This is a genomic window from Mycobacterium sp. RTGN4 (assembly GCF_033804635.1).
In the GTDB taxonomy this organism is placed as follows: Bacteria; Actinomycetota; Actinomycetes; order Mycobacteriales; family Mycobacteriaceae; genus Mycobacterium.
In genome coordinates this window covers 98,296-121,719 of sequence record NZ_JAPZLB010000004.1, presented here as the reverse complement: position 1 = coordinate 121,719, position 23,424 = coordinate 98,296, and the positions used below count along the sequence as shown (strand labels likewise).

Here is a 23,424-nt window from a genome sequence, read left to right as displayed (position 1 = left end):
TAGATTCGGAGGATGTCGACCTTCGCGGACGTAGCCAAGTCCGAGTACATCCTGCTGACCACGTTCACCAAGGACGGCCGACCCAAGCCGACCGCCATCTGGGCCGCACCGTCGGGGGACGGACTGATCGCGATCACGCAGGAGCAGTCCTGGAAGGTCAAGCGCATTCGCAACACCCCGCGGGTGACCATCGCGACCTGCGACCGCGGCGGCAAGCCCACGGGCGACGCGGTGGAAGCCACCGCCGCCGTCCTGGACAAGTCAGCCAACGGGGCCACCTACGACGCGATCGGCAAGCGTTATGGCCTCATCGGGAAGACGTTCAACGTCTTCTCCAAGGTGCGCGGCGGCATGGCCAAGAACGTCACCATCGAACTGAGAGCGGTGAACTGAACAATGGCACCAACCTTCACGGACATCTACGGCGCGAAGTACCTGCTGCTGACCACGTTCACCAAGGACGGCCGGCCCAAGCCCACCCCGGTGTGGGGCGTGCCCGAAGGGGACAAGCTGGTGATCAGCACCGACGACGGCTCATGGAAGACCAAGCGCATCAACAACACCCCGCGGGTCACCATCCAGAAGTGCGGTGTGCTCGGCAAGCCCAAGGGCGAACCCGTCGAGGCGGTGGCTCGAAACCTGCCCAAGTCGGAGACCCGGCGGGTCTTCGACATGGTGACCAGGAGGTACTGGTGGCACGCGTGGTGGTGGGTTCCTCAGGCGATCTTCCGCGGTGGCGTCGACAAGGTGCACGCCGCCATCGAAGTGCAAGCGGTCGAGTCGTCCAGCTAGGAACCCTCGGGTTTCTTCGCACGTTGGACCTATATGGCTAAGCGGCTCTTCGGTCTCTACCTGCTCGTCGAACTGGCGGCGGTAATCGCGCTCACGTACACCATCGGCTTCGGCTGGACGGTGCTCTTGCTGCTCGGCACGTTCGTCCTTGGGTTGGCGGTGGCGGGCTCACAGGCGACGCGTCAGCTTCAGCGGCTGCGTTCCGGGCTTGCCACGCCACAGGGCGCGGCGACCGATGGGGTGCTCATCGCCCTTGGCTCCATACTGACCATCGTGCCCGGGTTCGTGACCTCGGTGTTCGGGCTTCTGCTGCTCCTGCCGCCGACTCGCGTCGTCGCGCGCCCGGTCGTCATGGCACTCGCCGCCCGCGGGCTTGGGCGCGTGCCGCTTCTGGTCACGTCGACGGGCCCCTACCGCCCGGCCCAGCGCGATTACATCGACGGTGAGGTGCTCGACGTGACCGACGACGTCATCATCGTCGATACGCCGCGCCTTCCAGGTACTTCTTCCGGGCCGACCGCCTAACTTGACCACGCTGCTGGTCAACGGCCGGGTGCACAGCCCCGCCATGCCGGAGGCCACCGCGATCGCGGTAACCGACGGGTCCGACGCGACGGTGGCCTGGCTCGGCGCTGACGACGTCGGGCGCGCCCAGTTTCCCGAGGCCCAGGTGATCGACTTGCAGGGCGGGTTCCTCGCGCCGGCCTTCGTCGACAGTCATGTCCACCTCACCGCGACGGGGCTGGCCATCATCGGCCTCGACCTGCGGCCTGCAACGTCTCGTGAGCATCTGCTCCGGCTGTTGGTCGATTTCGCTACCGAACACCCCAACGGCCCCATTTGGGCGCACGGATGGGATGAATCCAGTTGGCCGAACCCCGCCCCGCCCACGACCGCCGACCTGGACGGCGCGCTCGGGGGCAGGCCCGCCTACCTCGCCCGCGTCGACGTGCACTCGGCGGTCGCCAACACCGCGCTGCGTGCGCTGGTGCCGGGGCTGCCTGCGGCCGTCGGCCACGCCGATGAAGGACCGCTGACGGCGGAGGCGCACCACCTGGTGCGCGCCGTCGCGCGCGGCCTGCTGACGTCAGCGCAACGCGACGAGGCCCGCGTCGAAGCACTTGAACTGGCCGCCCGCTCCGGAATCGTCGCGGTGCACGAATGCGCTGGACCCGACATCGGTGGCATCGACGATTGGCACGCGCTGCGCGCCGCCAGCCACGGCGTCGAGGTCGTCGGCTACTGGGGCGAGGCCGTCAGCACCGCCGAACAGGCCAGGGAACTGATGGCGCTCACTGGCGCACGCGGGCTGGCGGGCGACTTGTTCGTGGACGGCGCACTTGGCTCGCGCACCGCGTGGCTGCGCGAGCCCTACGCCGATGATCTAGACGGCTGCGGAAACGCCTATCTCGAGGTCGACGCCGTCGAAGCCCACCTCGGCGCCTGCACCGAGTCAGGCATCACGGCGGGCTTCCACGTCATCGGTGACGCGGCGGTGTCCGCCGTCGTCGCCGCCCTTGACCGAGTCGTCGAGCGATTCGGTGCGGCGGCCGTGGCCCGTTGTGGGCATCGCCTCGAGCACCTGGAGATGGTCACCGCCGAACAGGCCGACCGGCTGGGCGCAAACGGAGTGATCGCCAGCGTGCAGCCCAATTTCGATGCTTTGTGGGGGGGTGAGCATGGCATGTACGCCAGCAGGCTCGGTGTCGACCGGGCCCGCCGGCTCAACCCCTTCGCACTGTTAGCATCCCATGGCGTGCCACTCGCCTTGGGTTCCGATACGCCCGTCACCAGTATGAATCCGTGGGAGACGGTGCGCGCGGCGATGCGCCATCGGACGCAGGGCAGCGCCCTGTCGGCCCGCGCGGCGTTCGCGGCGGCCACCCGCGGGGCGTGGCGGGCTGGCGGTGTTCGCGACGGGATCAGCGGCACGCTGGTGCCCGGTGCGCCCGCGTCGTACGCGGTGTGGGACGTGGCCGACGGCCCAGCCGGTCTGGTGGTCGCCACGCCGGCCGACGGTGTCGAGCGGTGGTCCACCGATCCTCGGGCCCGGGTACCTGCCCTGCCGCGGCTCGAGCCAGACGATCCACTTCCTACCTGTCGGCGTGCGGTGCACCGGGGCGTCGTCGTCCATGGCTGACCGGAAACGCGGGCAAGCCTGGTCTCGGCCCACCGACGACACCGATACCTTTCCGGCCGTCCGGGACGAAGCCGCCGAAGCCGACGACGAGGAGCTCTGGCCCACCGCAGCCGATGCCTCCGAAGAGTCGGCCCCAGCCCCGTCGGCGGCGGCCACCGCCGGCGCGATGGCCCTCGCAGTGGCCGCCCGGGTTGGCGCGCGGACATGGCAGGCGCTGGAACCGCGCACGTGGCGCATCACGGCGGCCATTACCGCCGGGCTGCTGGTGTGCGCCAGCTTTCCTCCGTTCGGCATGTGGTACCTGGTCTTCGGTGGGTTCGCACTTCTCGGCTGGACGTTGCTGCATGAATCCACCACTCGGGCAGGCGGATTCGGGTATGGCTTCCTCTTCGGTTTGGCCTTGTACATCCCACTGTTGCCGTGGATCAGTGGCTTGGTTGGCGCCTTTCCCTGGTTGGCGTTGGCGGCGATGGAGGCGATCTTCCCTGCCATCTTCGGGCTGCTCGCCGTATTGGTTCGGAAGGCGCCCGGATGGCCGGTGTGGTTCGCCGCAGTGTGGACGCTGTCCGAGTGGCTGAAGTCAGTCGTGCCGTTCGGTGGATTCCCTTGGGGAGTAATCGGGTTCAGTCAGACCGACGGTCCATTGCTGACCTTGGCGCAACTGGGCGGTGCTCCGCTGGTGTCGTTCGCGGCGGTGCTGGTCAGCTTCAGCCTGCTCGCAATCGGGCTGGAGGCCGCGCGCAGAGCGCGGCACCGACGCGATCGGGGCGTGATCACGGGGCCGTCCGCGGTGTTGGTGCCCGGGCTGTGCGTGGTCGTGGTGCTGCTGAGCGTCGCGCTCACCAGCCCGCACCTCCGCAAGTCCGGGTCAGGTGCGGGCGATGATCCACCCGTAACGGTGGCCGCGATTCAGGGCAACGTGCCGCGGCTCGGCCTGGAGTTCAACGCGCAAAGGCGCGCGGTGCTCGACAACCACGTCGGTGAGACGCTGCGACTCGCCGCCGACGTACAGAAGGGCCTTGCGCCGCAACCGGCCGTCGTGATCTGGCCAGAGAACTCGTCGGACATCGATCCGCTTGCCAACTCCGACGCGGGCGGTCAAATTTCGTTGGCCGCCAATGCGATACACGCGCCCATCCTGGTCGGGGCCGTGGTCGCGGCGCCCAACTACACCAGGGACGACCCGGCGGCGACCAACTCGGTGATCGTGTGGGACGGGGCCACCGGCCCCGGCGAACGCCACGACAAGAAGATCATCCAACCGTTCGGTGAGTACCTGCCGTGGCGTGGGTTCTTCAAGCACTTGTCGTCATACGCCGATCGCGCCGGCTTCTTCGTACCAGGCGGCGGCAACGGCGTGGTGCACGCCGCAGGCATTCCCATCGGCGTCACGACGTGCTGGGAGGTCATCTTCGATCGGGCGGCCCGCGAAGCGGTACTCAGCGGTGCGCAGCTGCTCGCCGTGCCCGCGAACAACGCGACGTTCGACGAGCCGATGAGCGCTCAGCAGCTTGCGTTCGCCCGGCTACGTGCCGTCGAACACGACCGCTACGTCGTCGTGGCGGGCACCGTCGGGATCAGCGCGATGATCGCCCCGGACGGTCGCGTGCTCGCCCGCACCGACTTCTTCGAGCCCGCCTACCTCGACGCTCAGCTTCGGCTGAAGTCGAGCCTCACACCAGCGACCCGATGGGGTCCGATCATCCAAGCACTACTCGTCTCCGTCGGTGTTGCGGCTGTGGTCGGCGCCATGCTGCACAATGGGAGGTTCGTGCGTCGTCGGAAACAGGCGACCAATGCAGCCGAAGAAGGAGCGACATGACCTGCGAGCGAGAAGCGGAGCGGGATCGCGCATGAGTAAGGGTGGCGACCGCCCGAGTCAGCGCACGCTGGTCATCATTCCGACCTACAACGAGCGCGACAACCTGCCGCTGATCGTCGGTCGGGTGCACACTGCGCAGCCGGACGTCGACGTGCTGATCGTGGACGACGGCAGTCCGGACGGCACGGGTGAGCTCGCCGACGAGCTAGCACTGGCCGATCCCGACCGCGTCCACGTCATGCACCGGGCCAGCAAGGCCGGGCTTGGAGCGGCGTATCTGGCCGGGTTCGCGTGGGGGCTGGGGCGGGGTTACTCGGTGCTCGTCGAGATGGATGCCGATGGCAGCCATGCCCCCGAGGAGTTGTACCGCCTGCTCGACGCGGTCGACGCAGGCGCAGACCTGTCCATCGGATCGCGCTACATCGACGGCGGCACGGTGCGGAACTGGCCGTGGCGGCGCAAGGTGTTGTCGAAGACCGCCAATGGCTACGCGCGGGTCATGCTTGGCGCCCACATCGACGACATCACCGCAGGCTATCGGGCCTACCGGCGCGAGGTGCTCGAGAAAATCGAACTCGGCACGGTCGACTCGAAGGGGTACTGCTTCCAGATCGAGATGAGCTGGCGCACCGTGACTGCGGGATTCAAGGTCGTCGAGGTGCCCATCACGTTCACCGAGCGCGAGCTGGGCAAGTCGAAGATGAGCGGTTCCAACATCAGCGAGGCGATCGTCAAGGTCGCTGAGTGGGGTATCCGCGGGCGCATCGATCGCGCCCGCGGCGTCGTGCGGTAGTTAGTTACCGCGGCGCTTGGTCTTGATGATGTCCATCCGCTCCTTGAGCAGCTCATCGAGCTCCTCGACCGAACGGCGCTCGAGCAACATGTCCCAGTGCGTGCGCGGCGGCTTGACCTTCTTGGGCTCGGGGAGGTCGCCGTCGACCAGCGTGCCCTCCAGGCCGTTGCGGCACGGCCAGGTACCGGGAATTTCGGCGTCGTCGGCGAAGGGAACCTCGAACTCCTCGCCGTTGTCCGTCCGGTAGCGAGCCACCTGACGCGGCGCCAGGTCGTGGTTGCGGTCGGTCTCGTAGCTCACGGCTCCGAGTCGACTGCCTCTCAAGACACGATCAGCCATGGTCCACACTCCTCTTCAAACAATTCATCCGGGTATTCACCCGAACATCCGGGAGAATCAACGCAACGGGCCGGCGCGAAGTTCCCGACTCAGGTGTCCATGCTACCGGGGTCGCGCAGCGCGGCGGTTTACAGTCGGGACTCGTGACGACCGGAGTCGGCCGACTGGGCCGGGCAAGACGACAAGCGCAACCCTGTCGTTGGTGTGGCCGTGAGGTCCCCGACGCCGGTGTCGGCCGTCGCCGGCAGTACTGCAGGCAGTCCTGCCGGCAGCGGGCCTACGAGCAGCGTGCCCTGGTGAAGGGCACGTCACTGCCGCCGGATTCGGTGGTGTTGACCGCAGCGGAGGCCGCCGAGCTAGCCGATCGCGTCTTCCAGGTGCGCTGCGCGGCCGAGGACGTGGCCACCGCCGTCGAAGAAGGCGCGGAAGGGCCCGAACTCCGCGAATTGTGTGAAGCGTTGCTGCGCGCGGCGAAGGAGGCGGACGGCTGGCGTTGACGCCGATAACCGGTGCGAACGTCGGCATCGAGCCCGCACAGCGACTACACAGCTACGATGGCCACCTGCGATACCCCGACGAGATCGGAGCAGGTGTCCTTGACATCCACCGAGTCGACTTCCGAACCGACGCCGCCGACCAAGCCTGGTCGGGTGTGGCGATTCGACGACTTCGCGCTGGACACCGCCCGCTACGAGTTGCGCCGTGGCGAGGACGTGATCCGGGTCGAGCCTCAGGTCTTCGACGTCATGACCCTGCTCGTCAGCAACAACGACAGATTCGTCACCAAAGAGGAACTGTTCGATTCGGTGTGGGGCGGCCGGTTCGTCGGTGAAGCGGCCCTGACCAGCCGCATCAAGGCTGCGCGGCATGCGCTCGGCGACGACGGCGAATCTCAGCGCTACATCAGAACCGTCCGCGGGCGCGGGTATCAGTTCGTGGGCACGCTGCGCGCAGATCCGGCCGCTGCGCGCGTGCCTGCGCCCGCGCCGCGACAGCACATCGCGTTCTGCCGGGCCGCCGACGGGGTGCGATTGGCATATGCGGTGGCAGGGGAGGGGCCGCCGTTGGTTCGGGCGGCGAACTGGATGACCCATCTCGGCTACGACATCGAGAGCCCGGTGTGGCGGCACTGGGTGCGCGACCTGGCCGATGGGCGCAATTTCATCCGGTACGACGAACGCGGGTGTGGGCTCTCGGACTGGGAGGCCGGGGAGTTCACGTTCGACGACTGGGTCACCGACCTGGAATCAGTAGTGGAAGCTCTTGGACTGGAACGGTTTCCGTTGCTCGGTGTCTCGCAGGGCGGGGCGGTGGCGGTGGCGTACGCGGCGCGACATCCCGAGCGGGTCACCAAACTGGTGCTGTGCTCGGCGTATGCACAGGGCCGCGAGGTGCGGGCGCACAACGATGACGAGAGACGAGCCGCCGCACTCGATCTCGAGTTGGCCCGGGTGGGTTGGGGCCGCGACGATCCCGCGTTCCGGCAGGTGTTCGCCGCGCAGTTCCTGCCCGACGGCACGCGGGCTGACTGGGAGGCCTTCGACCACCTGCAGCGCCGCACCACCTCGCCGGACAATGCGGTGCGGTTCCTTGAGGAGTTCGCCCGGATCGACGTGCGCGAGCTTGCCGAGCGTGTTTCGTGCCCGACGTTGATCATGCACGCGCGCGACGACCATCGAGTGCCGATGCGCTACGGGGAGGAGTTGGCGGCACTGATCCCCGATTCCCGGCTGGTCGCGTTGTCGAGCAACAACCACCTGCTCACCGAGAACGAACCCGCGTGGCAGGTGTTTTGCGACGAGGTGCGAACGTTTCTCGCGACCTGATGCGCGTTTCCGTTCGGCGCTCGCACATCTCCACGCAATCTCCACGGAATCTTCATGTGACGCAGGGATCCGCGAACCATGCTGGGCGCATGAGAATTTTCCTCCGCACCCTGCTCACGGGCCTCATCGCGATGTTGGCGTTGGGCGCGTTATCTGCATGTTCGAGCGGCACGTCGACAGAAGCGACGTCCACGACGCAGGCGTCGTCCGCCGCAGGGCCGGCTCCTTTCCCGCAATCCGCGAGGTACATGGCCGACATCAAGAAGGACGGGAAGGTGATGGCCATCGGAATCTCCGTCGACGGCAACGACATCACCGCATATGCCTGCAACGGTGTCGACGACGAGGCGTGGTTCTTCGGCAATCAGGCCGAAGGCAAGATCGACATCACGTCCAAGTTTCGCGACACGTTGGCGGCCTCCTTCAACGGTTCTGACGTCACGGGGGACCTGGTGATGAATGGCGTCACCTACGATTTCACCGCGGCGCCCGTGTCAGCGCCTGCAGGGATGTACACCGCGGCGCTCGACGGCTCGCGCGCATCGTGGATCGTGCGACCGGACGGCTCGGTCACCGGAGTGCAGTTCAACGGCGGCATCACCGGTCGCGACTTCGAACAGGCCGAGCTTCAGCAGCTCAACACCGCACAGTTTCAAGCTCAGGTTCGAAACAAGCGGATTCTGCAGCAGGCCGACCAATCGGTGAAGCTGCAGAGCGGCACGCTCACGTCGAGGATCAACGGTCGCGCGGTGACCGCCGGGCTGGTCACCGGCACCACACGCTTCGGCTGAGCGCCTTCACGTCCGCTGCCTTCGTTTCTCTCAAGCAGAATTGAATGCTTCCCCGCTGTGAGGTCACTGCGTAGCGTTGCAGCATCGTGACCACTCCCGTCGAGTCTGCCGCGGTGACCACGGTCGTCTCCCCGGCAGCGAAAGTGCGCCTGCGCCAACGCAAGTGGACACTGATCAGGCTGGCTTCCCCTATCGCGCTGCTTGCGCTGTGGCAGTTGGGCAGCGCGCTCGGGTTGATTCCCCAAGACGTGTTGCCCGCTCCCTCACTGATCGCGCAGGCCGGCGTCGAGTTGATCGAGAACGGCCAGCTCGTGGACGCCCTGCGGGTATCGGGCGTCCGAGTGGTCGAAGGGTTGCTGCTGGGCGGCCTGATTGGGGTTGGGCTGGGTACGGCAGTCGGGCTGTCGCGGTGGTTCGAAGCTACGGTCGACCCGCCCATGCAGATGGTGCGCGCCCTTCCACACCTCGGGCTCATCCCGCTGTTCATCCTGTGGTTCGGCATCGGCGAGTTGCCCAAGGTGCTTCTGGTCGCGCTCGGGGTGAGCTTTCCGCTGTACCTCAACACGTTCTCGGCGATCCGTCAGGTTGACCCCAAGCTCTTCGAAACTGCTCAAGTGCTTGGGTTTTCGTTCTGGCAGCGCTTCCGGACGATCATCCTGCCGAGCGCCGCCCCGCAAGTGCTGGTGGGATTGCGCCAGTCGCTGGCCATAGCCTGGCTGACGCTGATCGTCGCCGAGCAGATCAACGCAGACAGTGGAATCGGATTCCTCATCAACAACGCCCGCGACTTCCTGCGCATCGACATCATCATTTTCGGATTGATCATCTACGCACTGCTGGGCATCGGTACCGACGCGATAGTCCGCGCACTGGAGGCCCGAGCGCTGAGGTACCGCTCGTGACCGTCACCTCGGAGCGAAAGGTCTTGGCCGCGGCCGAACTTCGCCACGTGGACAAGTGGTACGGCCAACGGAAGGTGCTCGACGACGTGTCGCTCACCGTCGGCAAGGGCGAGGTCGTCGCGCTCATCGGCCGAAGCGGATCGGGCAAGTCGACGGTGTTGCGCGTGCTTTCCGGGCTGTCGACTGACCACACCGGTGAACGTATGGTCGCCGGAGCCCCGGCCCTGGCGTTCCAAGAGCCGCGGCTGTTTCCGTGGCGCGACGTGCGCACCAACGTCGGCTACGGACTGACTCGGAGCAGGCTGTCAAAGGTGGAAGTCGCCGCTCGCGCCGAGCGGGCGCTCGCCGACGTCGAGCTCGCGGACCGGGCGGACGCCTGGCCGCTGACGCTCTCCGGCGGTCAGGCGCAACGTGTTTCGTTGGCCCGCGCGCTGGTCGCCGAGCCGGAACTACTCCTGCTCGACGAGCCATTCGGCGCACTGGATGCGCTTACCCGGCTCAGCATGCGCACGCTTCTGCTTGCGCTGTGGCGTGAGCACGGGTTCGGGGTGCTCCTGGTGACCCATGACGTCGATGAGGCGGTTGCGCTCGCCGACCGGGTGCTGGTGCTGGAGGAGGGCCGGGTGGTGCACACGCTCGTCGTCGACGACCCACGGCGCCCGCTGTCGGATCCGTCCGCCAACACCGGGCGCTACCGTGCCGAGTTGCTTGAACGGCTCGGCGTCCGGGTCTGATGTATCCGAGATCGAAGGAGAAGGGAATCGTCATGCCCACCTCGAGCCGACCGCTGGCGCTTCGCGTCGCGGTGCTGCTGATGCTCGCCGGCCTGCTGGCCGGCTGTGTGTCGCGCTCCGATAGTTCCGGTGCCAAGGAGGCGCCGGCCACTGTGCCGCTGTCGGAACTGTCAGGGCTGACGCTCCAGGTCGGCGACCAGAAGGGTGGGACCGAGGCGCTCTTGCGCGCAGCCAACGCACTGGACAACCTGCCCTACAAGGTGGAGTTCTCCACCTTCACGTCCGGGCCGCCCCAGATCGAAGCGGCCACCGCGGGCAAGATCGACTTCGCGATCACCGGCAACACCCCGCCGATCTTCGGCGCCGCGTCCAACGCCAAGGTGAAGGTCGTATCCGCCTACGACGGAAGCGGTCGCGGCGACAAGATCCTGGTGCAGAAGGACTCGCCGCTCCGCACGGTCGCCGATCTGCGCGGCAAGCGCATCGCGGTGGGCAAGGGCAGTTCGGCTCACGGCAACGTCCTCGCCCAGCTGAACCGCGTTGGGCTGTCGCCGTCCGACGTCCAGCTCGTCTTCCTGCAGCCGGCCGATGCGTTCGGCGCCTTCACACAGCGCCAGGTCGACGCGTGGGCGGTATGGGATCCCTACACCGCTCAGGCCGAAGCCACCATCCCGGTGCGAAGCATCGCCGAGGCTACCGGCGTCACCAACGGCGCCGGTTTCGGTGTCGCGTCCGACGAAGCGCTGGCCGACCCCAAACGCAACACTGCGGTGAGTGATCTCCTCGTGCGCTACGCAAAGGCGGTGCGCTGGGCGAAGGACAACCCCGACAAGTGGGCGCAAAGCTATTCTGCCGCAGTGGGTCTGGACCCGAAGGTGGGCGCTGAGGCCCAGGGCCGCAGCCTGCGCCTGCCGGTTCCACTGTCGGATCAGCTGGTGGGTTCCGAACAGGAGTTGGCCGATTTGTTCGCCAAGTCGAAGCAGATTGCTGCGGCGCCCGAATTCAAGAAGTGGGTTGACAACCGCTACGACTCGGCGCTTTCGGCGCTGTACCTCACCCGCAGCTAGGAGCGAAATGCCTGCGAAATTCTTCTGGTTTCTCCCCACCGCCGGGGACAGTCGCTCGATCGTCGCGTCGTCACACGCGTCGTCGCAGAAATCGGTGCCCGCCAACTACCGCGCGCCGACGCGCCGCTACCTCGCCGAGGTGGCTCGCGCCGCGGACCGGCTCGGCTACGAGGGGGTGCTCACGCCGACCGGAACCTGGTGTGAGGACGCCTGGTTGACCACGGCGGCGCTGCTCTCCGAGACCGAGCGCCTGAAGTTCCTCGTCGCCTTTCGGCCGGGTTTGGTGCCGCCCACACTGGCGGCGCAGCAGACCGCGTCGCTGCAGCGGTTCTCCGAGGGGCGGGTGCTGCTGAACATCGTGACTGGTGGCGACGACGTCGAGCAGCGTCGGTTCGGCGACTGGCTCGGCCACGACGATCGGTACGCCCGTACCGGCGAATTCCTCCACATCGTCAACTCGGTGTGGCGCCAGGAATCCCTCGACTTCAAGGGCGAGCACTACGACGTCAGGGACGCCCGGGTATCGGCTCCGCCGGATCCGTTGCCGCAGATCTACTTTGGCGGCTCGTCACCGGCCGCGCTGCCGATCGCCGCGGAGTACGTCGACGTCTACCTGACATGGGGAGAACCGCCGCAGGCCGCCGCGGCAAAGATCGCGAAGGTCCGCGAACTGGCCGAGGCCCGTGGCCGCAAGGTCCGGTTCGGGATCCGGCTGCACACCATCAGCCGCGACACGTCGGCGGCAGCGTGGGCCGTCGCCGACGAGCTCGTCGCCGGGCTCAGCGATGAGCAGATCGCCAAACAAACTGCGCTGCATGCCAAGTCGGAATCGGAAGGACAGCGCCGGATGACGGCCCTGCATGGCGGACGGTTGGATCGGCTCGAGATCTACCCAAACCTCTGGGCCGGTGTCGGCTTGGTCCGCGGCGGTGCGGGCACTGCGCTGGTGGGCAGCCACGAGGAGGTGGCCAACCTGATCTACGAGTACCACTCGCTCGGCTTCGACGAGTTCATCCTCTCGGGTTATCCGCATCTCGAGGAGGCGTACTGGTTCGCGGAGGGCGTGCTGCCGCTGCTGAGGCACAAAGGCGTGGCCTAGCGCCTGACAGGGGCTTACGCTCGGCGATGTGGACGAGTGGTTTGAGCACAGCCCGTTCGTCGGGTTCGTACCGTGGATCATCTACTGGGTGGTGGCCGAAGGCCCAAGCACGTGGATGTTCGGCGCGCTGAGCGCAGTGCTGTCGGCGATCATCATCGGCGTATCGATGGGTCGTGGCGGACCCCGGCTACTGGAAATCGTGACCATCGTGTTCTTCGTCGCCGTCACCGCAGCAGGAATGATCGTCGGCGCCCAAGACCGGGATTGGATGGACACCTACGCCACCACGTTGTCCAGCGGCGTGCTGGCGATCATGGCGCTGGGCTCGTTGGTGTTCACCCCGTTCACCGAGCAGTACGCCAATCCCTCTCGGCAGCTTGCGGACTGGGAGAAGTTGGCGTTCCGGCAAACCAACAGAGTGCTCACGTTGATGTGGGCGCTGGTTTTTGCGTTGATATCGGTGCTCGGCTACTACGCCACCCAGGTACCGGAGTCGAAGGACTGGACGAACTGGGTGATCCCGATAGTCGTCATCGTGGGTGCGGTGGGCATGACGCAGGCCTATCCGACGCGCGTTCGGGAACGGGCGCGGCCGGCGGGTTAGCCCCTCAGCACGTGAACTGCAGGCCGATGTCCGATGGCGGGGTGGCCTCCTGCAGGCACCCGAATGGCTCGACGCCTGCTTTGGACATCAGGACGGCTGACTGATGCGCATAGTTGACACAGAACAGACCCGCTGCATCGGCGCGACACCGGTAGTCGCCGAATGCGAGGGTCTGTCCGGCAGGCAATTCCGCACCCATGCCGACCGCGAAGGGGCCGGGATCTCCGTGGGGTGATCCGATCTCCACGCTGGTGCCACTGAAGTCGACCCAGTTGTTCTTCCAGGCCGTCGGGAAGTCGGGCGGCCGAGGGGGCGGGTTGGTCAGCTTCAGCAGGCAAGACAGTTCGCCATCGACGTATTTGTTCGTCATGCAGGCGGCCTCGGTGCCCGCCGTGACGAACGCGACACCGTCACCGATTTGCGTCGTGGCGCCGTCGAGGGTCGCGGAGTGAAAGGCCCCGGGGTCGGCGGGCTTGCCCGCCTCGATCCAGCTGATGACCTCGGAGATCGGGGCGCCGGCGACCGGCGCCTTGGTGGGTGCGCCCCCGGTGGTCGTGCTGGTCACCGGTGGTGCAGCGCGGGTCGTCGACGTCGTGCTTGGCGCCGACTGGGACGGTCGGGAATCGTTGGGAACATCGCTTGCACAGCCCGCGAACAGCAAGGACACACCGACGATCACCGCAACCCGCATACCGGCCAGGCTAGCGCGCAGCACCCGCGGCGATTCGGTCAGGCGCGTCCGACGGACGGGCTGTTCGCTACCGTCGGGTGATGCACGAGCGCACCGTTCGCGTGACCGTCGACAGCGGCACGATCGAAGGCTTCACCCGTGATGGCGTCCACCGCTGGCGATCCGTCCCGTTCGCCCGCCCGCCGGTCGGCCCCCTGCGCTACCGCGCGCCACGACCCGTCGAGCCATGGCGCGGCGTGCGGTACTGCCACGGATTCACCTACTGCGCACCCCAACTGCGCAAGTACACCCTGCTCGGTGTTGGCAGGTATCAGCCGATGAGTGAGGACTGCCTGACGCTCAACGTCGTTGCGCCGGAGTCGCCCCCCGATGGTCCGTTGCCGGTGATGTTCTTCATTCACGGTGGCGGGTACATCATGGGTAGCTCGGCCACGCCGATCTACGACGGGGCGGCGCTTGCCCGGCGCGGGTGCGTCTTCGTCTCGGTGAACTATCGACTGGGCGCGTTGGGCTGCTTCGACCTATCGGCGCTGTCCACTGACGAACACCCGATCGACGGCAACCTGTACCTGCAGGACCTCGTGATGGCGTTGCGTTGGGTGCGCGACAACGTCGGGGTGTTCGGCGGGGATCCCGACAACGTCACCATCTTCGGGGAGAGCGCGGGCGCGCATGCGGTCGCCACCCTGATGGCCGTCCCGCAAGCAAAAGGCCTTTTCGCCCAAGCTATTTCAGAGAGTCCGGCCAGCGGCATGGTGCGGTCACCGGAAGCGGCCGAGACGTTCGCCGAGCACTTCGCCGGCCTACTGGGGGCCAGCAGGCGCGACGGTGCTGCGGCGCTGATGGCCGCCAAGCCCAGGCGGCTCGTCGACGCGCTGGACGAACTCATCGCCCGCGGCATGACCGACATGCCTGGCGCGTTTCCCGCTGGGCCCGCCTATGGCACCGAGTTCCTCCCCGAGGATCCGGTCGAAGCGATGCGGGCCGGAACCGCGCACCAGGTGCCGCTCATCGTGGGCACCAACGCCGAGGAGGGGCGGCTGTTCACGCGTTTCATGCCGCTGCTCCCGACCAACGAGCGCATGATCGAGAAGCTGCTGACCTACACCGACGTCGACTCGCGCAATCGAATCACCGGCGCCTATCCCGGCTACCCAAGCTCCTCGGCGTGCATCCAGTTGGGCGGTGACTTTGCCTTCGGCACGGCCGCGTGGCAGATCGCCGAGGCACACAGCAAGCATTCGCCGACCTACGTGTACCGATACGACTACGCGCCAAGGACGTTTCACTGGTCCGGACTCGGCGCCACCCATGCCACCGAACTCTTCGCTGTCTTCGACGTGTATCGCACTACGTTCGGTTCACTGTTGACGGCCGCCGCGGACCGGCGTTCGGCGCGTCGCGTCAGCAATGACGTACAGGACCGCTGGCGGGCCTTCAGCAGCACCGGAGTGCCAGGCGACGGATGGCCGGTGTACGGCGAGGACGAACGCGCGGTCATGGTGTTCGACAGGCACAGCCACCTCGAATACGACCCGGCCGCCGACCGCCGGGTGGCGTGGGAGGGCTTCTCGCTGGCTGCGCAGTGAGCTTGTCGAAACTTCCTGCGCAGGCGTAGCGGATGTGATTGCGTGACTGGGTGGCTCACCCCTTGGATCCGCTGTCCGCCGACGAATTCGCTACCGCCGCTGCAATCTTGCGGCGTGAGCACGAGGTGGAGGCCGGTGGGCCGGGATTGGGGTGGCGCTTCGCCTCGATCGAACTCGCCGAGCCCACCAAGGTCGAACTGCGTGCCTTCGAGCGGGACGGCACCACCCCAGGGCGACGCGCCACGGTGATTTGCCTGAACCGGACGACCAACGCCACCTACAAGAGCGTGGTGTCGCTCAGCGCGGATCGGGTCGAGTCGTTCGAGCACGTGCCCGGGGTGCAGGCCAACTTCACCGTCGACGAGTTCGTGGAATGCGACCAGCTCTTGCGTACTCATCCGGAACTCCTTGCGGCGCTGGCTAGGCGTGGCGTCACTGACATCGACCTGGTGTTCTTCGATACCTGGACCTACGGCGATGCCGTCGCTCCTGCCGAATTCCGGGACCGCAGGCTCGGGTGGTCGGACACCTGGCTCAAGGACGGACCAGGGATGAATCCGTACGCGCACCTCATCAGCGGACTGCACTGCGTGATCGACGTGAACGCCATGGAGGTGCTGCGGGTCGAGGATGGCGAGCACATCGACATCCCCGACGTGATGGGCGAATACGTGCCAAGACACATCCCGGAGCGCATCCGGGCCGGGCAGCGGCGCGATCCACTCAAGCCGCTGCACATCACCCAACCCGATGGGCCGTCGTTCACGCTGGACGGCAATCATCTGGAATGGCAGAACTGGTCGCTGCGCGTCGGTTTCAACTATCGCGAGGGCATGACGCTCCACAGCGTCACCTATCGGGACGGCGATCGAACTCGCTCGATCGCACACCGGCTGTCCTTCGCCGAGATGGTGGTGCCCTACCGGGACCCGTCGCCAGATCACTACCGGCGCACCGCTTTCGATATCGGAGAGTGGGGCCTTGGCTTCATGACGCAGTCGCTGGAGTTGGGGTGCGACTGTCTCGGTGAGATCCGCTATCTCGATGCCGTGCTGCACGACAGCAAGGGCGAGCCGTACACCATCAACAACGCGATCTGTATTCACGAAGAAGACAACGCGGTGCTCTGGAAGCACGTCGACCATGACACCGGCGCCGAAGTGCGCCGCATGCGCCGGTTGACGCTGTCCTTCCACGTGACGGTCGCCAACTACGAGTACCTGGTCTACTGGCGGCTGCATCAGGACGGCAACATCGAGTGCGAGGTCAGGGCCACCGGCATCATGGTGACCACGCCGCTCGCACCCGGGCAGCCCAATCCCAACGGGACGCTGGTCGACGAGCGCACGTATGCGCCCTTCCACCAACACTTCTTGGTGGCCCGGCTCGATCTCGACATCGACGGCCCCGACAACACGGTGTTCATGAGCGAGTCCTTTGCCGAGCCGATCGGACCCGACAATCCGCACGGCCTGTCCGTCGTGATGCGCAACGTCCCCCTGCACACCGAGCAGGAGGGCATGCAGGACGTCGACTTCGCGACACAGCGCGCCTGGAAGGTGATGAACACCAACGTCGTCAACGGGATAGGAACCCATCCGTCCTACAAGTTGGTGCCCACCGGGGCACTCCCGCCGATGTTCGACCCCGCGTCGCCAGTGATGAAGCGCGCCAACGTCATCGGGCACACACTGTGGGTCACTCCGAACGATCCCGACGAGCGGTGGCCCGCCGGCGAGTTCGTCAACCAGTCCGTCGCGGATACCGGGTTGGGGGAGTGGACGAAGGCCAACCGCTCCATCGACAACACCGACGTCGTGCTCTGGTACGTATTCGGGCTGCACCACATCACGCGTCCCGAGGACTGGCCCGTGATGCCCGTCGACGTCGTCTCGTTCTGGCTGAAGCCGTTCGGGTTCTTCGACCGCAACCCGGCGCTCGACGTGCCCGCAGGAGAATCGGACGCCTGCCACGCCAAGAGTTGACGCCTGTCAACTTCCTTCTCGAAAACGCTCCGAGCGCCCAGGGTCGTGCCCTACCTTTCATCAAGTGCCCTCTTCGACGTCTCTTGCCCTCATTGAACGCCCAGGCGACCTGACCTCCGAGTGGCTGACCACGGCCATCGGATTGGGAACCGTCGCCGAGTTCACGTTCGAACGCATCGGTACCGGCCAGATGAGTGAGTGCTACCGCGTGGCGCTGCGCTACGCCGACGGTCAGGACGGACCGGCGTCGGTGGTGCTCAAGGTCGCGGCCGCAGACCCGAGCAGCCGTCAGACCGGCCTGGCGATGGGGTTGTACGAGCGTGAAGTGCTCTTCTACACCCACGTCGCCCCTGGCTTGCACGGCCCGGTCGCCCAGTGTCATCACGCTGCCTACGACCCGGCGACGGGCGTGTTCGACCTCTTGCTCGGCGATGCCGCACCCGCCACCGTCGGCGACGAGATCCGTGGCGCCACAGCGGAACAGGCGAACATGGCGTTGACTCAGCTGGGTCGCGTGCACGGACCGCTGCTCGGCGACGAGGCGCTGGCCGGAGCCGATTGGCTCAACCGCGAGTCACCGGTCAACCAAGGCCTGGTCGGCGCGTTGTACGCGGGCTACATCGACCGGTATCGCGATCAGGTAGCGCCGGAACACCGCGCCGTGTGCGAGGCAATGGTGGCGACGTTCGACGCGTACATGGCCGAGGAGGCGGCGTCGGGCCGTCCGCAGGGTCTGGTTCACGGCGACTACCGGTTGGACAACATGCTCTTCGGCGAGCACGGCGCCGACCGTCCGCTGACCGTCGTGGATTGGCAGACGGTGACCAGGGGCCCGGCGTTCACCGACGTCGCGTACTTCCTTGGCTGCGCGCTGCCGGTCGCACAGCGCCGGGCTCAGTACGACGAACTGCTGCGCGCGTATCACGATGCGCTGGGTCCCGACGCGGGCGTGACGATCGACGACGTGCGCGACGGCGTGCGGCGCCAGAGCTTCTTCGGGGTGCTGATGGCGATCGTGTCGCCGATGTTGGTGGAGCGCACCGATCGTGGGGATGAGATGTTCATGTCGATGATGGAACGCAATGCCCAGCACGTGCTCGACACCGACGCGCTGGCAGTGCTCCCGGCGCCGTCGACTCCGGAGCCGCTGCAGCCGGGTCCGGAGGACGAGGGCGAGCACCCGCAGACCGACGAACCGCTGTGGAGTGAGAGCTGGTACTTCGACTTCATCGATCCGGGTCAGAACGTCGGCGGCTGGCTCCGGCTCGGGCTGATCCCCAACGAGGGTCATGCCTGGATCAACGCGCTGCTGTGCGGTCCTGGCCTGCCGACCATCGCGGTGCTGGAGTGGGATGCGCCGCTTCCCGACTCGCACGCCCGGGTCAGCACCGCCGACGTCGAATTGGTGCTCGACGCCGTCGAACCGCTTCAGTCGTACCGGGTTTCGCTACGCGGGCGGGGGGAGGCCCACGACGATCCAGCGGCGCTGCTGCGCGGGGAGCCGGGCCGCCCCGTCGACGTCGAGCTGGACCTGACGTGGACCACCGCGGGCACGCCGTACCAGTACCGGATCACCTCGCGATACGAGATCCCATGCACGGTGTCCGGCACCGTCACGGCGGACGGCCGGTCGTTCACCTTCAGCGGCGTTCCCGGTCAGCGCGACCACTCCTGGGCGGCGCGGGACTGGTGGGGGATGGAATGGGTGTGGAGTGCGCTGCACCTCGACGACGGCACGCACCTCCATGCCGTCGAGATGCGCATCCCGAGTGTGCCTCGATTCGGCATCGGATATCTGCAGAAGGCCGGCGAGCCGTTCGTCGAGCTCCAAACTGTCACGGCGCGCGAGGAATTCGGCGACGACGAGTTGCCGCTGGGCACGACGTTGGAACTGGAGCCAGGTGGCGTCACCGCGACGATCGAGGTGCGCGGTCACGCGCCGGTGCTGTTGACCTCATCCGACGGTCGGCTAAGTCGATTCCCGCGGGCGTGGGTCACGGTGAGCACCGCGGACGGCCGCACCGGCGTCGGCTGGGTCGAGTGGAATCGCAACCGGCCGTAACGCGCCGCGAGACTGGACTCAGGAACTGTTCAATCTCGCGCCAAGAATCAGCGCACGTGGGCTTCGTCGTCGTCCAGGTCGGCGCGGCTCAACCCCATCGGGGTGGCGGCAGGAATGTCTCCGCCTGCCAATACCTTTCGCGTCAACGGGGTGAGCGTGCGAAACAGCACCTCGAGTTCGTCGTCGTCGAGCGCGTCGAACGCCGCTAGCGCCAGTCGATCGGTGGTGTCCTCGAGGTGGCGCTTGAGTGCGTCGCCCTCACCGGTCAAGGCACCGCGCTCGTCGAGCACGCCGCGCGCTACGAGGCGTGCCACGCATGCTTGCCATTCGTCGTCGTCGTATTGCCTGCTGCGCACGATGAACTCGCGTGGCACGCGGTCGGCGACGGAGTGCAGCACGTTGCACTCACGTCCGCTGATTCCCGCGCCCGCCAGCAGGGCCACGTGACCGTCCCCGCGCTGTTCGCGCAACAGCGTGGTGGCATGCCAGAGCTTGGCCACGGGTTCTTCGGGCCAGGGCAGCGCCAAGTTGGCCGCGAACAGCGGACGTCCCTCGAATGGCGCACTGCGGGCGGCCCTCTCCAAGAGCCTGGCGACCGTGACGGTGGCGTCGTCGGCCGTCACACCGCACCGCGCAAGAGCCGCGACGGCCGACTCCTCACGGGCGCGCAGTGCGTCGGCGGGTGAGCCGAACGCCCATGCATCCGGCAGCGCCCTGGCGATGTGCGATGGCGCGAAGTTGTAGAAGATGGCCGTCACCACCTCGGTGGGCACGCTGCCGAGGGGAGCGGATCGGCCCGCGAAGTAACCCATCCAGAAGCCACGGAAGCCGACGGCGTCGAAGGCGCTGCGGGCCTCGGGGGTGAAGTAGGTGACGGCGTGGACGGGTTCGAAGCGGTCGAACAGTCGGCGCGCTGTTGCGGGGATTCTGCTCACATTCGAAGTAAATCAGGTCGTCGAACTGACGCCACTCACCGCTTCGTCGATGATCGCGCGCATGGCGCGTTCGGCGCCGGCTTCGTCGCGCATCCGGATGGCGCGTGCGACCTCGTCGTGCAACTCGATCGCCACCGGGTTCGGTGTCTCGGGCATCAGTCCGTGATGAGTCCGACCCGTCAGCACTTCGGCGACGACCCCGTTGAGCGCCCGGAACATCTCGTTGCCGCTGGCTTCGAGCAAGGTCTGGTGAAAGACCTTGTCGGCCAGCAGATAAGCCTCCAGGTCGCCGGAGCGGCCGTGCATGACCATGTCGGATACGGCGGCCGCCATGATCCGGCATTGGTGTGGATTGGCCCGCTGTGCCGCCAATGCCGCTGCGGCAGGCTCGAATCCGCGCCGAAGCTCCGACAGTGACACCAGTTGTGCGGCGCGGTCGTCCGATTCGAGCCTCCAGCGAATGACTCTGGGGTCGAACACGTTCCACTTCTCGGCCGGTTGGATCGTGATACCGACGCGGCGGCGGGACGCGACCATGCCCATCGATTCGAGCACCCTGATGACTTCGCGGGCGACGCTGCGGGACACCCCGTGCGTGGTGCTGACTCCGTCGAGCGTGATCACCTGACCCGACTTGAGCCCGCCAGCGACGATGCCGGCGCCGAGCGCCGTCAGCACGTTGTCGTGCAGAGCGCTGACGTTTGGTGACGACATCACTGATACATCTTGTCATACCGTTTGCTGAGCGCGCTAAAAACATATCTTTTCGTCATCTGCTTGCAATGATCTGATCATTGATGTTTACTGTGTGACGTCAACCACAAGTGGTTAGCTATCCGGAGGTGCAACACATGCGGTCACCGATCGTCGTGATGGGTGTGTCCGGGTCGGGCAAGTCGACGGTGGGAGCAGCCGTGGCGCAGCGCCTGCGGGTGCCCTTCGCCGACGCGGACGACTTCCATCCCGCCGCCAACATCGCCAAGATGAGCGCGGGGGAGGCCTTGAACGACGATGACCGCAGGCCTTGGCTGGAGACGATCGGCGGGTGGCTGGCGGGACACGTCGACGGTGGCGTCATGAGCTGTTCGGCGCTCAAGCGCGCGTACCGCGATCAGTTGCGCGAGCACTGTCCGGGTGTCGAGTTCCTCCACCTCGCAGGCACCCCAGAGGTCATCGGCCGACGGCAGGCCAGCAGGCCGGGACACTTCATGCCGGCCTCGCTGCTCGCATCGCAGTTCGAGACCCTCGAGCCGCTCGCCGCCGATGAACGCGGGGTCGTCATCAACGTCGACCAGAACATCGATTCCATTGTGGACGAATATGTTTCGCTGACCCGACAGGAGCAACCGTGACCTTCGACAGGACCTCCGGAATGACCATTCTGGCGGACGCTCCCAAGCTCGTCGAGCCGGTGGCGTCGATACCTCACCTTGTGGTGGCCTTCCTTGCAGGCATCGCGGTGATCGTCGTGCTGATCACGGTGGTCAAGCTACACCCGTTCCTCGGCTTGATCTTCGGCGCGCTGACCGTGGGAATCGTTGCAGGACAGAGTGTTACAAAGGTGCTCAAGTCGTTCTCCACCGGCTTCGGAGACACGGCGGCAGGTGTCGGTATCCTCATCGCGCTCGGTGCGATGTTTGCGAAGTTATTGGCAGACTCCGGAGGCGCCGACGAGATCGTCGACACTATCGTCGGACACGCGTCGCCGCGGATGTTGCCATGGGCGATGGCCCTCGTCGGCGCCATCATCGGGCTACCGATGTTCTTCGAGATCGGCCTGGTGCTCTTGATCCCGGTGATCTATCTGGTGGCGCGGCGCTCGGGGCTGTCGCTCATCACGGTCGGAATCCCGGCGCTGGCAGGGCTTTCCGCGATGCACGGCTTCGTACCGCCACACCCGGGTCCGCTGACAGCGATCGGCTATCTGCATGCCGACCTCGGTGTGACATTGGCGCTCGGCGTCGTGGTGGCGATCCCGACGATCATCCTCGCCGGTCCTCTGTTCGGAAGGCTGGCAGGCAAGTGGGTCGTCGTCGAGGCACCTGACACCTTCGACGCCGACAAGCTGGCCGACGGCGAAGAACGCAAGCGGCCGTCCTTCGGCATCACGCTCTTCTCCGTCCTGTTGCCCGTCGTGCTGATGCTGGGCAAGGCGTTGGTGGACATCTTCATCGCCGACGACGGGCAGTTGGTCCGGCAGGTCTTCGACACGCTCGGCACCCCGCTGATCGCGTTGCTGATCGCGGTCGTCGTCGGGATGTTCACGCTCGGGCGCGGCGCAGGCATGAACCGCGAAGAACTCACCAAGTGCATCGAGAGCGGGCTGCCTCCCGTCGCGGGCATCATCCTCATCGTGGCTGCAGGCGGTGGGTTCAAGCAGGTGCTTGTGGATACCGGGATCGGCACGGCGCTCGCCGAATGGGCTGAGACGTCGCACATCTCGGTGATCGTGCTCGCCTGGGTCCTTGCGGTGCTGATCCGGCTCGCCACGGGTTCGGCGACGGTGGCGACCATCACGGCCTCGTCGCTGGTCGTCGGTCTCGTCGAGGGCATGAGCACCGGGCAGGTCTCGCTGGTGGTGCTCGCCGTCGGCGCGGGTTCGCTGTTCTTCTCGCACGTGAACGACGCCGGCTTCTGGTTGGTCAACCAGTACTTCCGGCTCAGCGTCGTTCAGACCATCAAGACGTGGTCACTCATGGAAACGGTGCTGTCGGTCAGCGGCCTCGGAGTGGTGCTGCTGCTCGACCTGGTGATCTGAGCGGGGATCAGCCCCGCACGACCTCGGTCCCGCCCGCGAGTACGTCGTGTTTGCCCTGCTTGGTCGGGCTACCGGCGACGGTCACCGCGATGACGACGATCGCGATGAACGCCAGCAGCCCGCCGAGGTACGGGACGATGGGGAGCAGTGTCCACGCGTTGCGAATCGCCGACTGCTTGAGGTCCGGCTTCGGGGCTCCACCCGGTCCCCGCACCTCGAGGCCGAGCACCTTCTTGCCAAGTGTCCATCCGACCCCGACCTCGAAGGCCACGAAGTAGACGAACATCAGAATCCCCGTGAACAGTCCCGTGACGAGAAGGTCGGACAACCCATCTGACGAGAAGATCGCCAGGATGCCGAGCGAACCGATGATCGACACGATGATGCCGTCGATGAGCCTGGCGAAGAACCGCCTCAGCAGGCCGCCAGGTTGAAGTTGAGCAGAGCCGTACTGCGGCGCGGCGCCGTATCCACCGGTAGTCATGCGTGTAAATC

The 23,424-nt window shown here is 66.5% G+C and carries 24 protein-coding genes; 19 read left to right on the top strand and 5 right to left on the bottom strand.

Translation table 11 applies throughout. The features are described from left to right. The first annotated feature begins 12 nt into the window (after positions 1-12). From SLQ30_RS10440 to SLQ30_RS10415, 6 genes are read left to right on the top strand one after another with little or no spacing between them, the layout of a single operon-like run. A complete protein-coding gene (locus SLQ30_RS10440) occupies positions 13-393 on the top strand; it encodes a PPOX class F420-dependent oxidoreductase (RefSeq protein ID WP_319446202.1) in 381 nt (126 codons plus the stop codon). 3 nt (positions 394-396) lie between these two features. Next, positions 397-792 (top strand): PPOX class F420-dependent oxidoreductase, encoded by a 396-nt coding sequence (locus SLQ30_RS10435; RefSeq protein ID WP_319446201.1) that lies wholly within the window; start codon positions 397-399, stop codon positions 790-792. 33 nt (positions 793-825) lie between these two features. Beyond that, positions 826-1,317, top strand: coding sequence for an FxsA family protein (locus SLQ30_RS10430; protein ID WP_319446200.1), 492 nt, complete (start codon positions 826-828; stop codon positions 1,315-1,317). Position 1,318: 1 nt separating this feature from the next. Next, on the top strand, positions 1,319-2,932 hold the full coding sequence (locus SLQ30_RS10425; protein ID WP_319446199.1) for an amidohydrolase: 1,614 nt from the start codon (positions 1,319-1,321) through the stop codon (positions 2,930-2,932). Beyond that, positions 2,925-4,754 carry an apolipoprotein N-acyltransferase gene (gene lnt / locus SLQ30_RS10420; RefSeq protein WP_319446198.1) on the top strand — a complete coding sequence of 610 codons (1,830 nt, stop codon included), beginning with the start codon at positions 2,925-2,927 and terminating at the stop codon, positions 4,752-4,754. The genes SLQ30_RS10425 and lnt overlap by 8 nt, the downstream gene beginning before the upstream one ends. A 31-nt stretch (positions 4,755-4,785) precedes the next feature. Then, positions 4,786-5,547, top strand: a complete 762-nt coding sequence (locus tag SLQ30_RS10415; RefSeq protein ID WP_413467988.1) for a polyprenol monophosphomannose synthase — start codon at positions 4,786-4,788, stop codon at positions 5,545-5,547. Here the strand turns inward: SLQ30_RS10415 and SLQ30_RS10410 are convergent, their stop codons facing one another. After that, a complete protein-coding gene (locus tag SLQ30_RS10410) occupies positions 5,548-5,886 on the bottom strand; it encodes an RNA polymerase-binding protein RbpA (protein ID WP_319446197.1) in 339 nt (112 codons plus the stop codon). A 164-nt stretch (positions 5,887-6,050) separates the two neighbouring features. On the opposite strand from SLQ30_RS10410, the gene SLQ30_RS10405 reads away from it, so the two are divergent. The 8 genes from SLQ30_RS10405 to SLQ30_RS10370 all read left to right on the top strand — a co-directional run bounded on the left by SLQ30_RS10405 (position 6,051) and on the right by SLQ30_RS10370 (position 12,909). Then, positions 6,051-6,383 (top strand): hypothetical protein, encoded by a 333-nt coding sequence (locus SLQ30_RS10405; protein ID WP_319446494.1) that lies wholly within the window; start codon positions 6,051-6,053, stop codon positions 6,381-6,383. 57 nt (positions 6,384-6,440) lie between these two features. Continuing rightward, positions 6,441-7,712, top strand: coding sequence for an alpha/beta fold hydrolase (locus tag SLQ30_RS10400; protein WP_413467987.1), 1,272 nt, complete (start codon positions 6,441-6,443; stop codon positions 7,710-7,712). A gap of 89 nt (positions 7,713-7,801) precedes the next feature. Further along, positions 7,802-8,503, top strand: coding sequence for a hypothetical protein (locus tag SLQ30_RS10395; RefSeq protein ID WP_319446196.1), 702 nt, complete (start codon positions 7,802-7,804; stop codon positions 8,501-8,503). Between the two features lie 143 nt (positions 8,504-8,646). After that, complete coding sequence (locus SLQ30_RS10390) at positions 8,647-9,405, top strand: ABC transporter permease (protein ID WP_413468005.1); 759 nt, start codon at positions 8,647-8,649, stop codon at positions 9,403-9,405. Further along, the gene (locus SLQ30_RS10385) at positions 9,402-10,139 is read left to right on the top strand and encodes an ABC transporter ATP-binding protein (protein ID WP_319446195.1); all 738 of its coding nucleotides are present in this window, start codon (positions 9,402-9,404) and stop codon (positions 10,137-10,139) included. Before SLQ30_RS10390 ends, SLQ30_RS10385 begins: the two co-directional genes overlap by 4 nt. Before the next feature lie 80 nt (positions 10,140-10,219). Beyond that, positions 10,220-11,206, top strand: coding sequence for an ABC transporter substrate-binding protein (locus SLQ30_RS10380; protein WP_319446491.1), 987 nt, complete (start codon positions 10,220-10,222; stop codon positions 11,204-11,206). A 7-nt stretch (positions 11,207-11,213) separates the two neighbouring features. Beyond that, complete coding sequence (locus SLQ30_RS10375; RefSeq protein ID WP_319446194.1) at positions 11,214-12,305, top strand: LLM class flavin-dependent oxidoreductase; 1,092 nt, start codon at positions 11,214-11,216, stop codon at positions 12,303-12,305. 28 nt (positions 12,306-12,333) lie between these two features. Next, positions 12,334-12,909 (top strand): hypothetical protein, encoded by a 576-nt coding sequence (locus SLQ30_RS10370; RefSeq protein WP_319446193.1) that lies wholly within the window; start codon positions 12,334-12,336, stop codon positions 12,907-12,909. Between the two features lie 4 nt (positions 12,910-12,913). Here SLQ30_RS10370 and SLQ30_RS10365 read toward each other — a convergent pair whose 3' ends face one another. Then, positions 12,914-13,600, bottom strand: a complete 687-nt coding sequence (locus tag SLQ30_RS10365) for a hypothetical protein (protein ID WP_319446192.1) — start codon at positions 13,598-13,600, stop codon at positions 12,914-12,916. 80 nt (positions 13,601-13,680) lie between these two features. On the opposite strand from SLQ30_RS10365, the gene SLQ30_RS10360 reads away from it, so the two are divergent. From SLQ30_RS10360 to SLQ30_RS10350, 3 genes are all read left to right on the top strand, one after another. Further along, the gene (locus SLQ30_RS10360) at positions 13,681-15,189 is read left to right on the top strand and encodes a carboxylesterase/lipase family protein (protein ID WP_319446191.1); all 1,509 of its coding nucleotides are present in this window, start codon (positions 13,681-13,683) and stop codon (positions 15,187-15,189) included. 50 nt (positions 15,190-15,239) lie between these two features. Further along, a complete protein-coding gene (locus SLQ30_RS10355; RefSeq protein WP_413467986.1) occupies positions 15,240-17,174 on the top strand; it encodes a primary-amine oxidase in 1,935 nt (644 codons plus the stop codon). Positions 17,175-17,238: 64 nt separating this feature from the next. Then, the gene (locus SLQ30_RS10350; protein ID WP_319446189.1) at positions 17,239-19,236 is read left to right on the top strand and encodes a phosphotransferase; all 1,998 of its coding nucleotides are present in this window, start codon (positions 17,239-17,241) and stop codon (positions 19,234-19,236) included. Positions 19,237-19,283: 47 nt separating this feature from the next. On the opposite strand, the gene SLQ30_RS10345 is transcribed toward SLQ30_RS10350, so the two are convergent. Both SLQ30_RS10345 and SLQ30_RS10340 read right to left on the bottom strand, forming a co-directional pair. Further along, positions 19,284-20,171 carry an SCO6745 family protein gene (locus tag SLQ30_RS10345; RefSeq protein WP_319446188.1) on the bottom strand — a complete coding sequence of 296 codons (888 nt, stop codon included), beginning with the start codon at positions 20,169-20,171 and terminating at the stop codon, positions 19,284-19,286. A 12-nt stretch (positions 20,172-20,183) separates the two neighbouring features. Beyond that, a complete protein-coding gene (locus SLQ30_RS10340; protein ID WP_413468004.1) occupies positions 20,184-20,885 on the bottom strand; it encodes a FadR/GntR family transcriptional regulator in 702 nt (233 codons plus the stop codon). 137 nt (positions 20,886-21,022) lie between these two features. On the opposite strand from SLQ30_RS10340, the gene SLQ30_RS10335 reads away from it, so the two are divergent. Both SLQ30_RS10335 and SLQ30_RS10330 read left to right on the top strand, forming a co-directional pair. Then, positions 21,023-21,523, top strand: coding sequence for a gluconokinase (locus tag SLQ30_RS10335; protein WP_319446186.1), 501 nt, complete (start codon positions 21,023-21,025; stop codon positions 21,521-21,523). A gap of 20 nt (positions 21,524-21,543) precedes the next feature. Further along, positions 21,544-22,929 (top strand): GntP family permease, encoded by a 1,386-nt coding sequence (locus SLQ30_RS10330; RefSeq protein ID WP_319446490.1) that lies wholly within the window; start codon positions 21,544-21,546, stop codon positions 22,927-22,929. A gap of 7 nt (positions 22,930-22,936) precedes the next feature. Here the strand turns inward: SLQ30_RS10330 and SLQ30_RS10325 are convergent, their stop codons facing one another. Further along, complete coding sequence (locus SLQ30_RS10325) at positions 22,937-23,413, bottom strand: RDD family protein (protein ID WP_319446185.1); 477 nt, start codon at positions 23,411-23,413, stop codon at positions 22,937-22,939. Positions 23,414-23,424: the final 11 nt, after the last annotated feature.